Annotated in this window: 11 protein-coding genes; 3 read left to right on the forward strand and 8 right to left on the reverse strand. The window is 49.8% G+C overall.

What is annotated here, in order from left to right:
• The first annotated feature begins 824 nt into the window (after window positions 1-824).
• The 3 genes from H6F91_RS19860 to H6F91_RS19870 all read left to right on the forward strand — a co-directional run bounded on the left by H6F91_RS19860 (window position 825) and on the right by H6F91_RS19870 (window position 4,964).
• Window positions 825-2,099, forward strand: coding sequence for a glycosyltransferase (locus tag H6F91_RS19860; RefSeq protein ID WP_190774598.1), 1,275 nt, complete (start codon window positions 825-827; stop codon window positions 2,097-2,099).
• Between the two features lie 32 nt (window positions 2,100-2,131).
• On the forward strand, window positions 2,132-3,496 hold the full coding sequence (locus tag H6F91_RS19865) for an oligosaccharide flippase family protein (RefSeq protein ID WP_190774599.1): 1,365 nt from the start codon (window positions 2,132-2,134) through the stop codon (window positions 3,494-3,496).
• A 79-nt stretch (window positions 3,497-3,575) separates the two neighbouring features.
• The gene (locus H6F91_RS19870) at window positions 3,576-4,964 is read left to right on the forward strand and encodes an O-antigen ligase domain-containing protein (protein ID WP_190774600.1); all 1,389 of its coding nucleotides are present in this window, start codon (window positions 3,576-3,578) and stop codon (window positions 4,962-4,964) included.
• 421 nt (window positions 4,965-5,385) lie between these two features.
• Here H6F91_RS19870 and H6F91_RS19875 read toward each other — a convergent pair whose 3' ends face one another.
• The 8 genes from H6F91_RS19875 to H6F91_RS19910 all read right to left on the reverse strand — a co-directional run bounded on the left by H6F91_RS19875 (window position 5,386) and on the right by H6F91_RS19910 (window position 14,718).
• Window positions 5,386-6,684 (reverse strand): C1 family peptidase, encoded by a 1,299-nt coding sequence (locus H6F91_RS19875; RefSeq protein ID WP_190774601.1) that lies wholly within the window; start codon window positions 6,682-6,684, stop codon window positions 5,386-5,388.
• Window positions 6,685-7,072: 388 nt separating this feature from the next.
• Entirely contained in the window at window positions 7,073-8,353 is a 1,281-nt protein-coding gene (gene serS / locus H6F91_RS19880; protein WP_190774602.1) for a serine--tRNA ligase, read from the reverse strand.
• 56 nt (window positions 8,354-8,409) lie between these two features.
• Window positions 8,410-9,519: a glutamate 5-kinase gene (gene proB / locus H6F91_RS19885; RefSeq protein WP_190774603.1), complete on the reverse strand. Its 1,110-nt coding sequence runs from the start codon at window positions 9,517-9,519 to the stop codon at window positions 8,410-8,412.
• Window positions 9,520-10,298: 779 nt separating this feature from the next.
• On the reverse strand, window positions 10,299-10,820 hold the full coding sequence (locus H6F91_RS19890; RefSeq protein WP_190774604.1) for a YqeG family HAD IIIA-type phosphatase: 522 nt from the start codon (window positions 10,818-10,820) through the stop codon (window positions 10,299-10,301).
• Window positions 10,821-10,853: 33 nt separating this feature from the next.
• On the reverse strand, window positions 10,854-11,942 hold the full coding sequence (gene mltG / locus H6F91_RS19895; protein ID WP_190774605.1) for an endolytic transglycosylase MltG: 1,089 nt from the start codon (window positions 11,940-11,942) through the stop codon (window positions 10,854-10,856).
• Window positions 11,943-11,989: 47 nt separating this feature from the next.
• Entirely contained in the window at window positions 11,990-12,640 is a 651-nt protein-coding gene (locus tag H6F91_RS19900) for a DUF3727 domain-containing protein (protein WP_242035886.1), read from the reverse strand.
• A gap of 319 nt (window positions 12,641-12,959) precedes the next feature.
• Window positions 12,960-13,466 carry a Holliday junction resolvase RuvX gene (gene ruvX, locus H6F91_RS19905; RefSeq protein ID WP_190774607.1) on the reverse strand — a complete coding sequence of 169 codons (507 nt, stop codon included), beginning with the start codon at window positions 13,464-13,466 and terminating at the stop codon, window positions 12,960-12,962.
• A gap of 16 nt (window positions 13,467-13,482) precedes the next feature.
• On the reverse strand, window positions 13,483-14,718 hold the full coding sequence (locus tag H6F91_RS19910) for a GNAT family N-acetyltransferase (protein WP_190774608.1): 1,236 nt from the start codon (window positions 14,716-14,718) through the stop codon (window positions 13,483-13,485).
• Window positions 14,719-14,954 lie beyond the last annotated feature (236 nt).

Genomic DNA, 14,954 nt, shown 5'->3' on the forward strand with positions numbered 1-14,954 from the left:
AAATCCAAAAAGTTGCCCTGGACATCGTTACAAATACGGATCAGTCAGTATAGGTAGAACAACGCAACACTCTGATTACTGCTAATGCTGGCAAAAGATTGGGATAGGCTGATCCGTATTAGGAACAACTTTACATAAGCAACATTAACAAGCCAGCTTGATGAAAAAATTATGGAATTTGAAAAAAATCAGGATTATCCTCAGTGTCATGATCCAAACACTCTTTTTGTATTGTTGATTTTGTTCCTCCATTCAACGAATCTTGATGAAGTGCATTCCAAATCTTTAAATTTAAGAACTCAATGGCTTACGTGGTTGTCCTGCTCATTAAGCTGAAATTTTTGATTTCCTGCGTATAAGCTCTGTACAGGAATCACAGATTTAGAAGAAAGGCCTCCATGACTTTCCTCAAAACATCTGATTTTCCTGGGAAAAACTGGATGTTTCGGTTGTGTCATTGGAAGTCTAAAAGCGGAATTGCTATAGCAATTTCCTCCTGAAAATACAAGCAAACTTTACAAAGAATTTATAGACCTCTGTCCTGCCGTAAAATCTCCTTCCACGGAGGCGATCAATGCCAGTACCCTACGTCAGCTGACCTATGGTTAATAAAGAAATCAGGGTAGACAACCCTCTCCATCATGTAAATGAACTCACTCTTGGTTTTATAGTCTTACGCCCGGACTCATGCCCGACGTTATCTAGAAGGGAGACCTGGGAAACCTTTGAGAGGGTGACATTCGAAAATCACAATTTCTCTTGATCCAATGGGCTTTTCACGTCTCATTGTGTAATGTCTACTGTTTCCTCATCGAGCACGACCTATGGCGATCGCCTACTTTGTGAATCAATACCCAAAAGTGAGCCACAGCTTCATCCGGCGGGAAATTCAAGCATTGGAAGCGCAAGGGGTTCCCATTCGACGGTTTTCCATTCGGGCATGTGATTCAGAACTGGTAGACGAAGCGGATCAAGAAGAGTTAGACAAAACTACTGTTTTGCTCAAGAACGGCTTGAAAGGGTTACTTGCGCCTCTGCTACAGGTGGCGATCGCCCATCCACAAGGTTTGCTCGCTGCCCTAAAGCTGGCTTTTCAACTCAGTCGCACCTCTGATCGCAATCTGCTCTATCACCTGGTTTACATAGCGGAAGCCTGCGCCCTATATCAATACACGGCTCAAGATGGCATTCGGCATATCCATGCGCACTTTGGCACCAATTCCACGACAGTTGCCCTTCTGTGTAAAGCCCTGGGAGGCCCCTCCTATAGCTTTACTGTGCATGGCCCTGAGGAGTTTGACCGGCCCGAAACTCTGTCCCTAACCGAAAAAATTCGTCAGGCGGCTTTTGTGGTGGGGATTAGTTCCTTTAGCCGCAGTCAGCTTTATCGCTGGTGCGATCGCCAACAATGGGACAAAATTCACGTCATTCACTGTGGTGTCGACCAGCAGTTCCTGGCCCTTTCCCCTACGCCTGTTCCGGATGTGCCACAACTTGTTTGTGTTGGGCGTCTAAGTGAACAAAAGGGACATCTACTTTTACTGGAAGCGATTAAGCAACTGGCTGCCGAAGGGCTGCCGTTTAAGGTTGTGCTGGTAGGGGATGGCCCGCTGCGGCAAGAGGTGGAGGAGGCGATCGCCCAGTATCGTTTGCAAAACCATATTGAAATTACCGGTTGGGCCAGCGGCGCACAGGTTCAGAAACACCTCCAGGCTTCTCGTGCCTTGGTTCTTCCCAGTTTTGCTGAAGGGTTGCCCGTTGTCATTATGGAAGCGCTGGCTCTGGGACGGCCTGTGATTACAACCTATGTGGCAGGTATTCCTGAATTGGTAGAACCTGGGCAATGTGGTTGGCTGGTTCCACCCGGCTCTACAGAAAGTTTAGTGAAGGCTATGAAAGATTGTTTGAACACGCCTCTCGCAACCCTGGAGGCTATGGGGCAGAACGGGCGCGATCGTGTGCTTCAGCGCCACAATATCGTTACAGAAGCCACCCATCTGGCTAACTGTTTCAGGCGCTACCGGGCGCTACCCCTGTCAGAAACACCCCGCTCCGCACCCACCTCAGACGTGTCAATGCCGTCAACCCCCATTGTTTGAGCGTACTGCACCATCCCAGGAGATCATTGTTCATGGCGTCCACAACTTCGCTCAATAAGCTTGCTGTCAATGGGGCATTCTGGACTGTTTTAGGATACGGTGCATCCAACGGACTGCGCTTTATTGGGAACCTGATCCTAACTCGTTTACTGGCTCCTGAACTCTTTGGCCTCATGGCCCTGATGAATACGTTTCTGATCGGGCTGGCCTTGTTTTCAGATATTGGGATCGGCCCCAGCATTGTTCAGAATAAGCGTGGGCAAGATCCTATTTTTTTGAATACGGCCTGGACGCTTCAGGCCATTCGTGGCCTTTGCCTCTGGGTGATCTGCTGCATTCTTTCCTATCCCGTTAGTCGCTATTATGGTGACGCGCGTATTTTGATGATCATGCCCATTTTGGGCCTGAGCAGCCTCATGGCGGGGTTTAACTCTACATCCCTGATGCTGCTGAAGCGGGAGATGAATCTTCGAACCTCTACCCTGCTAGAGCTTGCAATTCAAGTGCTCTCGCTGACCATCATGGTGAGTTGGGCTTATTTCCAACCCACTATCTGGGCCCTTGTCGCAGGAACTATGATCAGTGTTGCGCTGAAGCTAATACTGAGCCATTTTTGGTTGCCCGGGGTGCGGAACCAGTTTGCCTGGGACAAGACCTGTGCTCAAGAGCTGTTCCGCTTTGGCCGCTGGATTTTTCTTTCTACTGCATTTACGTTCCTGGCAATGCAGAGCGATCGCTTGATTGTCGGAAAAATCGTCTCCATCGAAATGCTGGGGATTTACACCGTTTGTTTGTCCCTGTCGGATTTGCCGCGGCAAGTTGTGACGACATTAGGCTCAAATGTTATTTTCCCGATTATCGCTAAATCTGCAGACACTCCACGTTCAGAACTTCGTCGTAATTTTTTGAAGAAGCGATGGGTGTTACTGATGGGGGCAGCTGTGTTTGCAAGTATTCTGATAGCGGGGGGCGATCTGCTTGTCAAATTCTTGTATGACAGCCGCTATAGCCAGGACGCCTGGATTTTGACAGTACTGGCTATAGGATTCTGGCATACAGTACTTTACGACACAATGAACTCGTGTTTGTTAGGGTTGGGCAAACCCTACTATGGCACCACGGGTTACATGATTCGGTTTTTGATCCTGATACTGGGAGTTCCAGCGGCTTACAACGTTGCTGGTTTTGAAGCTGCCGTTTTTGTTATTGCCTTCCACGACTTACCCATGTACGTTGTCATCAGCTATGGGGCTGTCCGGGAGAAATTTAACAACCTGAATCAGGATTTAATGGCAACGGGAGTTTTTCTTCTGATTCTGGCTGCTGCCATTGGCATTCGGGTTGCTTGCGGCTTTGGTTTCCCACTTGAGCATCTGTTTCATTCCGCTGCAATGTGATGTTGCTTCTGCTAGGTCGCTTGATGCCTGCTTGGGATAGTTATCCCTGCGTCCACATAATGATCACCCCCTTTGAGCTATGAGCCCACTCGTCCCCCTGGTCATGTTTGGTTGGATACCCATGGTTTTGTACCTGTTTTCGAGGTATCCAGCCAGTCGGGCGATCGTGATCAGCTTTGTCGCAGCCTGGTTATTCCTTCCGCAGGCATCATTTCCATTGCCCGGTCTGCCAGACTATACCAAAATGTCGGCAACCTGCTATGGTGTTTTACTCGCGACGGCTCTATTCGATAGTGGGCGTTTTACAACCTTCCGACCCCATTGGATTGACATTCCTATTTTGCTCTGGTGCGCCAGTCCAATGGCCTCCTCTTTAACCAATGGTTTGGGGGCTTATGATGGTTTCTCCCAGAGTTTAGAGCAAACTATTTCGTGGGGCTTACCCTACTTTCTGGGACGGCTATATCTTGGAAATTGGGCAGGTCTCAAGCAATTAGCTATTGCCATTTTTATTGGTGGCTTAGCCTACATTCCCTTTATCTTTTTTGAGTTACGCTTTAGCCCGCAGTTGCATCGCATGGTGTATGGCTTCCACGCCCATGCAGATTTCTCCCAAACAATTCGCTACGGCGGATATCGACCCACTGTATTTATGCAGCACGGTCTAGCGGTTGGAGCCTGGATGATGGCGGCTACCCTTGTTGGCATTTGGCTCTGGCAAACAGGGGTGGTTAAAGAAGTATGGGGGATTAAGATGAAATGGTTAGTCCCTATCATCCTTGTTACATTCATTCTATGTAAATCAACAGGAGCTTATATGTTGCTCCTGTTTGGTCTTGCCATCCTCTATGCCGGAAAATATCTGCGCACGTCAATTCTGCTGCTGCTGATTGTCGCATTGGTGAATGTTTATTTGTATACGGCAGCAAGCGGTATGATTACCCCTGAACGCCGGGAAGTTTTAATCGAGAAGATTACTAACACGTTTGGTGAGGAACGTGCTCAATCCCTGGAATTTCGTATGAAAAATGAGGAAATTTTAGGGGAAAGGGCTCGGGAACAACCTGTGTTTGGCTGGGGCGGCTGGGGACGAGCTCGCGTTTATGACGAGAACGGTAAGGATCTGACAGTGACGGATAGCTTGTGGATCATTGCGTTTGGCGATCGCGGTCTCTTTGGGCTCATTAGCATGACAGCTGCCATGCTAATACCACCGATAATATTTAGCCTGGGAGCGTATCCTATTCGAGCATGGTCGCATCCCATCGCGGCCTCATCGGCCGTGCTTGTTACAATCATTACTCTCTATATGGTGGATTGTGTGCTCAACGCCATGATTAACCCAATCTATGTTATGGCTCTGGGTGGGGTATCGGGATTACTGGCTGCACATCCGCCAATCGTGAATCCTCGAAGGCGTTTGAGGCAGGCCCGATCCAAAGAGAAATATGCTCTGCCAAGCTCCTAGGGGTTGTTCTAAAAGGGTTTGTTTTTCGTGCGCAAAATACACGAAAAACGAACCCTTTTAGCGAGTTTTAAAGCATGTCCTATTAAATCAAGCCATGTTTGCAGGTGAGGGTGCTTCGCACCCCCACCTACAAACTCGGAAAGCTTAGCCGTCTGAGTATCAGCGACTAAGCATTGGAAATCAGCTTATGTTTGGCAGGGATAGGAAATACTTCCCGCTTTCAATCCCAGGCAAGGGCAAGAAACAGGGGGAAAGTGTAAAGCACCCACCTCCGCTTATTGCCTACCCATGATTGTTGTGATGCAAAATCCCTCTGGGAAATAGTATTTTTCGCAGTAGGGACAGCCATTTATCCCTGCATAAGGAAGCTTAAGTTGTGATGCTTGACTGGATGAATTTCCTAAGAGAATAGATAATCTGCTTATTCCTCATCAGAATATTCCTCTTCTTCCTCGTCGCTGTACTCTTCTTCCTCTTCTTCTTCCTCTTCTTCTTCCTCCTCTTCCTCGTCGCTGTACTCTTCTTCCTCTTCTTCTTCCTCTTCTTCTTCCTCCTCTTCCTCGTCGCTGTACTCTTCTTCCTCCTCTTCCTCTTCCTCTTCCTCTTCCTCTTGTCCACTACTGTTTCCGATTACGTAGTCATAGTCTTCATCTATGGCGTACTCATTGCAGAGTGTGTTCAGAGCTTCCAGAAATTCAGTAGCGTCCTCGATTGTTAGATCGAAGTTTCGGATTTCTAGATGAGTGAATTCTTCCTCAGATTCTTCGTAGTTATAGTCAAAGTAATAGTCTTCCTCGCTCTCAATGTACTCCTGACACAAACTATCTAGAGCTTCAGCAAAACCTTCAGGGTCTTCCGTCGTGATGTAAAAGTCATACAGAAGCAAAGAGTTTTCATCGGCGAAGTATGATTCATCTTCCTCCCAAACTTCTGATGTGAAGTCTAAATCGTTAACTGATTTGATAATCCAGGAATCATGACCGTTGTAATCCTGGTGCATTACATAGTCGTAAGGAATATAGCAATATCCGTTATCACCCCACTCTGGACCCCAGGAGTTTCGGACAATGAACATTTGATCTTTATCGGAATAGCCAACACAAAGCATGGCATGCCATGCATGGGTTTCGCGCACGTTCTCTGATTTTTTAGGGAGTGAAATACGGCCTCGATTTTCAGTCGCACTATTGAATGATTCAAATAGATTCAGGGCGAACGCAATAGGATAGCCTTCTGCTAAGGTATGTCGCCACAGATCTAAGTCTGTTTCAATAAACTCTGCTTCCGTAATTGTGAAATTAGCTGCATTCTCATAGGAAGTATCATCGGGTGACTGAAAAATCATGGCTTCATCATTCGGCCACAGATTTTCGCAACAGGCACCGTGTTCAATTAAGCTTTCAATCGCACAGTACATAGCTGTGCCGCTATCCTCATGTTGGCCGTTATGGCGAGCACGAGCGTTGTAATACACAAAGAGACGGCTTACATCACCAGATTCACCGTTCTCGCGTTTAGCTAAATATTCATAGGCTCCAACAAAGGCGTTGGCAACACAGCTATTGCCAACCTGCTCTTCTACGTCGGTCATAAATTTCCGCAGGTCAACACGAGGAGGAAGTTGCTTCTGCTGAAATCGTCCAATCTGATGAACTTTAGCCTGGCTGGGGCGGCCACCTGCTTGATAACCACCAATCCGATATTTCAAATTCGTACCCATTGAAACGTTCCCTTCTGGTACTAGCCCAAAAATCTTGTGTATCCAACTATTCCCAAGCGGGTTTATTGGCTCCCAAGCCTCATCAATTCTTCAAAACAGTTGTACAGCCCTGTACGGATTGGTTCAGTTCAAAAGAATGTGGTGTGAGGTGTGAAGAACACCTCCTACAAAATCAATCTATGAGGCACTTAAGCGAGAACTGCTAAGGTGTTTAGCAGATTAGGCAGAGCATGCTGATTTCTAGGTTTTGAGAGTTGGCAAGCTAAGGGTGACTTGCACAGCAGGATACCCTTAGCTAGGACATTTTGCTGGACAACAGAAAGGATTAAGCGCCGTGCAGCGCACGGCGCTTAATCCTAAACAGAGAACGATCGGGACAGAATGAACTTTAGAGAATATCCCGGCTCATAAATGATTGCAGTACCTCGGGAATCTTAACGGTACCGTCTGGTTGCTGATAGTTTTCCAAAATGGCAGCCATCGTACGGCCTACCGCTAGACCAGAACCATTTAAGGTATGCACAAATTGAGTTCCCTTTTTGCCCGCTTCCTTAAAGCGTATATTGGCACGGCGGGCCTGGAAATCCCAACAATTAGAACAGCTGGAGATTTCTCGGTACTTGCCCTGGCTGGGCATCCATACTTCCAAGTCGTAAGTTTTAATCGCAGAAAACCCCAGATCTCCAGTACAGAGTTCAATCACCCGATAAGGGAGCTTAAGGGCCTGTAATACTCCTTCTGCGTCCTTCAGAAGTGCTTGATGCTCACGCTCTGATTGTTCGGGGTGGGTGAACTTGTACATCTCGACTTTGTCGAATTGGTGTAAGCGAATTAGCCCTCGGGTGTCGCGGCCATAGCTGCCTGCTTCTCGACGGAAGCAAGGGGTGTAGGCACAGTAATGCAAGGGAAGGGATTCAGCTTCCAAAATTTCATCACGGTGGAAGCTGGTGATGGGCACCTCGGCGGTGGGAGTGAGCCATAGGTCATCGCGATCGCACTTAAAGCTCTCCTCCGCAAACTTGGGCAGTTGCCCCGATGCCGTAAGCGAAGCGGTATTAATCAGGAAGGGTGGCAGTACCTCGGTATAGCCCGCTTCCAAGTGGCGATTGAGCATGAAATTAATCAGCGCCCGTTCCAAGGCTGCTCCGGCTCCCAATAGGGTCACAAAGCGGCTTTGGGCAATACGGGTAGAGCGCTCAAAGTTGAAGATGCCTAACTTTTCCCCGATTTCAAAATGGGGCAAGATGTCAGGATTTTGAGAAATGAACTCGTCTCCCCAGCGGTACAACTCAACGTTCTCGTCTTCGTCTTTGCCTGCAGGAGTTGTGTCGCTAGGCAGGTTAGGCAGCTCCATCATGCGAGCTTCGATCTGGGCCTTGAGGTCACGTTCCTGCGGCTCCAAATCTGCGATCTGGGTTTTGACCTGGTTTCCTTCCTCTTTCAATGCCAACACAGAAGAATCATCAGGTTTTGTGCCCGACTTCATCTTCTGGCCAACTTCCTTGCCAATTTCATTGCTACGGGCCTGAAGTTGCGATCGCCGTCCCTCCAATTCCCGTTGCTGCCGATCCAGTTCCAAAATGGGAGTCAGATCATAGCCGCCCCCCCGGCGGTTCAGCCGCTCCTGGACGTACTCTGGATTTTCGCGAATCTGTTTAAGGTCCAGCATGCTCCGTTAACAATGATGAAGATAGGCCAACCATGAGTTTAGCGCGAGTTGGGGCGTTAGCTGAGCACCAGATTGTCCCGATGAATGACGGTCTCTGCCCCTTCGTAACCGAGAATTTGAACAATTTTGTCGGAATGGTGCCCCCGGATTTGTTGAAGCTCTCTACTACTGTAATTAACGATCCCTCGGGCGATTTCGTTGCCATGCTCGTCACACAATTGAACCGAATCGCGGCGGAGAAATTCTCCATCCACCTGAATTATGCCGGCGGCCAAGAGCGATCTGCCTGCGTGGGCGATCGCCCGTACCGCTCCCGCATCCAGGTACAACTTGCCCGACGGAATTAGACCATTAGCAATCCACCGCTTGCGAGCATTCTGACGTTGCGCCGCAGGTTCAAATTGGGTGCCCAAGGGTTCACCTTGGAGAATTTTCTCGATGTTTTGGGGCGATCGCCCCTCCATAATCACAGTGCGCACTCCGGCACTCGTGGCGATACGGGCAGCGGTGATTTTGGTGATCATGCCGCCGGTACCCCAGTTGGAACCGCGATCGCCCACCTGCACCTGAGCTTCCAGTTCTTTAATATTGCCGACCAGGCTGATAGGTTGTGCTTCAGGGTTGGAGCGGGGATCGGCGGAGTAGAGACGATCCACATCAGTCAGTAAGAAGAGCCAATGTGCCCCGATCAATCCAGCAACCATGGCTGATAGGGTATCGTTATCTCCAAACTTCAGTTCATCCACTGCCAGAGTGTCATTCTCATTGACGATGGGGATGACTCCTAACTTCAGAAGTTGGCGAAAGGTCCGATATGCATTGACGTAGCGGCTCCGTTGAGTCAAGTCGCCTCGGGTAATCAGAACCTGGGCGATGGGCTGATTTAAGGAGGTGAAGAAGTCGTCGTAGACCCGCATTAAACGCCCTTGTCCAACGGCAGCGACGGCCTGCTTCATGGCCATAGTACGAGGCCGTTCTTTGAGCCCCAGTCGTGTACACCCGACCCCAACGGCTCCCGATGACACCAGTACAACCCGATGCCCCAGCCGTTGCAATTGACACAGAACTTCTACAAGGGCCGTGATGGTAGAGAGGGCCAGCAGTCCTGTTTCGGGGTTCGTAAGGCTGGAGGTTCCAATTTTGATAACCAGCGTTTGCGGTTTCATAGGGTCTAGGCAGATGATGCAGAAATAGCAGGACGTCTGGCGTACGAGTAGAACGACGGGAACCGTTCCATCAAGAAATATGCCCGGTGGAGGCATTAATTTAAATAAAACGCCAGAGTAGAATTACTGGAACTGTTTCCTTCTGTAGAGAGAGGGCCCAGTAACACAATTTTCCAGTCTACCTGGGAATCTCTGCAATGGGAAAGCGCCAGCCTCAACAATAGAAACTGGCGCTATGCCCATGTTTATTAGGATTTATACTGTAGGGTCTTTATCGGTGCGACCCCATTTATCTATTACTAGAATGCCAGCGAAAAGACTGTCTCCATTTGTTTTTAATATTTTCTTTAGATTGCGAGAGGTCTCGAAAAACGGCGAAATGTTTACTTTTACTAAGTCTCTTTTTTGTTACATAGCGCACAACAAAAAAAACGGGTTTCCGTTGCTCTAGGCTTCTAAACTTACCGTAATAGAGTTTGTATCGGCGGGTTGCTTCAGTATCCAACCCTGCTTTACCTTATTGCTTTCCCTTATAGCAATGGTGAGTGTATTAGGTGCAGCAACGGTGGTGTGGGACACGAAGTGCCCTACACCACCGTACTTAATCAACGCGCACAGCGCTATAAAAGAAAGAAGTGTAATTTTTTACATGTAATACTTTTCAATGTGAAGATGCCGTTGATGATCTACGCCCTGTTTTATAGGGGATAGACCATCAACGGCATCTTCATGGTGATTTGGAATCAGTATTTTGAGACTAGCCCCGATCCCCAGGACGGTTAAGGGGATTCTGCCAGAGAGGCTCCCAGTTTTTGAGAAATCCAGACTTCCATACTACGGGTCATAGATTTACGGGCCGCTTGAGCAGGGTCAACCATGGGTTCCACCAGAATGGTGAACATCCCCAGGCGGTTGCCGACCAGAACATCGGTGAAGAGGCGATCGCCCACCATGGCTACCTGTTCCACTGGAATGTTCATCGAGTCGACAGCCTGGCGAACTTTCCGGCGGGAAGGTTTGCGGGCACCGGACAAAAAGGGAACATTCAACTCTTCGGCAATACGGCTGATGCGGGTGCGGCTGATGTTGTTGCTCACCAGCCACAGAGATACCACCGGACGAATTTGCTCAAACCAAGCTTTGAGTTCCTCCGAGGCCGCATCCAGGCTCATGGGAACCAGGGTTTCATCCACATCCAACACCATGCCCCGCACGTTGTTCTGGGTAAGTTGGTCAGCCGTCAGGCCAATAATTGGTCCTCCCAGCACTAGGTCAGGTTGTAGAAGTTTGCCCCAGGACATACGCGATCACAATAGAAGAATTAAGGTTGGCAATTAGTTGGTGGTCGTGTCTCTATTTGGCGTTTGCTCTGCCAGAGTGGCATCTACTGCATCTTTAGCCGCCTCATGCTCAGCGAGGGTGCGGCTAAAAATGTGAGTTCCATCGTAGCGGGCCATGAAGTAGAGATAATCTGTGTTTTCCGGCTTCAGAGAAACCTCAAGGCTGGCCAGCCCGGGTGCCGCGATCGGTGTTGGCGGAAGCCCTGCGTTGACGTAGGTATTGTAAGGAGAGGGGGTAGCGACCTGAGCGTAGGTCAGAGGTTTCTCGACGGTTTGCCGAATGCCTAAGCCATATTCCACCGTAGGATCAGCCCCCAACGGCATGCCCTCCTGTAGTCTTCGGGCGAAAACCCCCGCAATGGTAGGGCGTTCAGCATCTACGACTGCCTCCTTCTCGACAATACTGGCCAGGGTTACCCATTCCAGTAAAGTATAGGGGCTCTTATTCTTCTGAGCCTCGTAGACGGGTAGTGCGACCTGCTGAAACTGGGTGAGCATCTGGTCAATCGCCTTTTCCGCCGTTAATGTGCCCTCAAACACATAGGTGTCGGGGAACAGAAACCCTTCTAAATGGGGCAAATTCTCAGGAAGCCAGGGGAAGCGATCGCGCGGCACCTTCTTACTGGCCTGCACGAATTCCTCGGCCTTAAAAAAGCCCTGTTCCTCAAAGTAGTTGCCCATTTGCTGAATAGACCAGCCTTCAGGAATGGTGTAGCTAAGTTGCATCACCTGCCCTTGCCAGATCTGATCAGCAATCGCTGTCATGGGTACTGTGGGTGATAACGCATAAGTGCCTGCCTGGTAGCTACCCGCTTTGTCTTGCAGGGACTGCCAGCGTGTCCACAGTTCCCAGGCCCGATCTGACCGAATCAGCCCTAGTTCTTCCAAACTTTGGCCGATTTCCTCAGCCGTTGCTCCAGGGGGGATGTCTACCTGAATTGTGTCCTTGTTGGCTTCAGTAGCGGCACTGGCTTCAACCGGGGCATTAGCCCAACTCCACCAGCGCCATCCTTGCCAACCAGATACGCCAATCACCACGGGCAAAAGCGCCAGGTAAAACAACCACTTTGAGAATTGCTTCATGGTTTTGGTAGGGGGGTTAATCCGATAGAGGAAAACTAACTCGGACTTTACTCCAGCGCGTCAAACAATTGGGCCTCAAGCTGCGATCGCACCGCCTGGAACTCTTCTGGAGAGAGCAACTTGGCTTCGCCATTGGAATCGCGACGGGCAAAAAACAACAGGGGATCCAGGGGGGTACACACTTCGTATTCTTGCTCTTCGTGGTAGAAGTAGGCCAACCGCTGAAACTGCTCAGATTGCTCTGCATCGAGGCTGGCTTCGTCTTCGCCCACGTCCAGAGTAATAATATCCTCTTCCTCCACATCCGGCAGATCTCCGGAGGCGCTAAGGGTGAAGGCTGTACGCTTCAGTATCAAATCTTGCTCAGCTAAAACAGCCTTAGCGGTATCGAAGACAGTATCAATGTCTTCATCTGCCAGATCGACCATGGTTTCCACTTCTTCATCGTCATCTTCGGAAACCCATGCGAAGATTTCGATTGGAGAATCGACGGGTAGCAGCAATAAGTACTCGGCATCATCAACTTCCAACGTGTGCTCGACGTAGCACATGAGCGATCGCCCGGCTTCGTCAAATAGCTCAATGGTTGAGAGTTGATCGTCCTCCATATCACCCATTTCTGAAAAATCGCTTCCTTTCCCTGCTTTTGTCATTCCGTCTAATCCTAGCGAGTCTTGAGTTTTTGCTACGATCGCCATTTTTAGTGCGATCGCCCCATTGTAGCGGTCAAATGATAACCAGAGGCTATGCTACTTTCCTTCAGCCTAAAATTTCAGCACCTATAGGAAGATAACCTACGAAAAACTTTACCGCATGACCTGTACCCTTAGCGGTAAAGCCATCTGATACCGACAACTATTTGCTCCAGCGAGCGAGTACTTCGCACGCTATTGCTTAGGTAAACGGTGATCCTCTATAATCTTGCGCTTTTCTAGAACCAGGCGCAGCAGAGTAATGTTTCTGCTGCGCTGGTGCAAGCCTGGGGTAGATCCCGGTTAGCCAAGAACACTGTTCCGGCTAACTTATGGGTTCAGCCGCCGGACGTGGGTTAAGCGGGGATTCAGAATTGATAGCAGAAGGCTTTTGAGATAGTTTCTCGCGACGCTCATCCAACCATCGCTGCAAGATTAGGGCGGCAGCCTTGCGATCAATCAACCCCTTGTCGTATTGGAGCGATCGCCCCTCCTGTACCAGCATTTGCTCAGCTTCATGGGAGCTCAGACGCTCATCCATATAAGTGATGGGCATGTTGAGGGCTTTGGAAAGGCGATCGGCAAACTTTTGTACTTGACGGGCCTGGGCACCCAGTTCTCCCTGCATGGTGTAAGGCAGGCCAATGACTAGAATTTCGGCCTGACGTTCCTGGGCGATCGCACCAATTTTTGCCAGATCCTCAACAAAGCTGGTGCGTTGAATTGTTGTTAACCCAGTAGCAATCAGCCCAGTGCCATCACACCCGGCTATCCCAATCCGCTTGCGCCCCACATCTAAGCCGAGGGCAGAAATTCGAGAGCTACGGCCCATGACTATAACCGACCCCTCAGGCTCCCGACGGATGGAGTGGATCTTCAGGGGCGGGACGAGAAGTCTTACCCCGAGGCAGGCCGCTTTGCTCCAAACTGGAGGTACCGCTCGCTAAACCGTTGGCTTTGGCGGATAGCTTCTGCCACTGCCAAGAATCCAGCAGGGAAAAACGGCTAGGAATGGGAGTACGGGACGGTTGCAGGCTCTGTAGCATATCTGCAATCTGCAAGGCCTCCAGCGGACGAGCCTCCCGTACCTTGTGCCACACCGACCGAGATAACAACAAGGTGCGCTCGGTTGGGGCTGCGCCCAGCTTGTCGAGGTACTCTTCCCGCTCGGTCTGGTAGTCTGCAGAGGTTAACCGCAGGGATTGTGCTGGGTAGGCCTGAATGGCACGGGCCATCTGGCGCAATAACTCGGCGTAAAGCCAGGTGTATTCAGGATGAACGGTTAATTCTGCACTATGGGGCTGGGAGCCGTCCTTACACAGATTGAGATGGAAGTAGCCGATCGCTGCTTTCCGCTGGGGTTGAAATACATAGCCCCGTACCACTTCTGTGTGATCTGACCAGTGCCGCAGGCCACCGGCTACTGTTGTCAGCAGATTGCGACGGAAATCCACAATGTGACGGTCAAAGACCTGGCGCAACGTGGGCGGCATGGAGAAGGTATCAAGCTGATGGAGTAACCCTGCATCCGCGTTGCTGACAGGCAGTAGATTTGGCAGATCAGGTTCTTCCTGAGCCAAAGATTGGAGAAGTTCGGGAGCCATCGCCCAATAGGTTAGATGGGCCAGCGGCTGAAATCCGTTTTGCCGAGATAGCCCCAATAGCATCTCGTCATTCACGTCCACTTCCATCAACCACATCCGCGCTTCCCAAATGGATTGCAGACAATAGCGAATGAGCTGGGAGCCTACATCGGTTGGGAGAGATGTGCCGGCCTCACCTGTAATGCTATCCAGGAGTAAGCGATCGATGCGCCAGGTGCTACGGGTTTTGTTGAAGGGGGAAACCTGAATGACACCCCGAAGGCGATCGCCCTGCTCAGCTACATAGTTTGAAAAGACATGCTGGAAGGGATTCGGAAACAAACTCAGCCCTTTCAATAACCCGTACCAGCGGCGCAAGTGTCGCCATTCTAACGACTGAGCCTGGGAATCGGACGCCAGCATCCCTTCAATAGCATCCAGGTCGCGCCGTACAAATGGACGAATTTTCAGTTCGGGTGTTTCAGGCGTTTGAGAGGACATGAGAAATTTGCTCTCGTAGGCGAGTTAGGGAGGATCCAACTATCTTCTCTATCCTAGACCAAAACCTTAGAGAAGGCAGGAGACAGAGGGGAGAAGGCAGGAGGACAAAACCCCATATTTTTCCACCTTCTCCCCTTTATTCCCTTACGCCACTTTAAGCTCTGTCCCGCGCACCAAGCTGATCCCCGTGATACCTGGCTATACTTTTAGGGAATTCTAGGATTATCAGGATGAGG

Source organism: Leptolyngbya sp. FACHB-8 (assembly GCF_014695575.1).
GTDB lineage: Bacteria > Cyanobacteriota > Cyanobacteriia > Elainellales > Elainellaceae > Vacuolonema.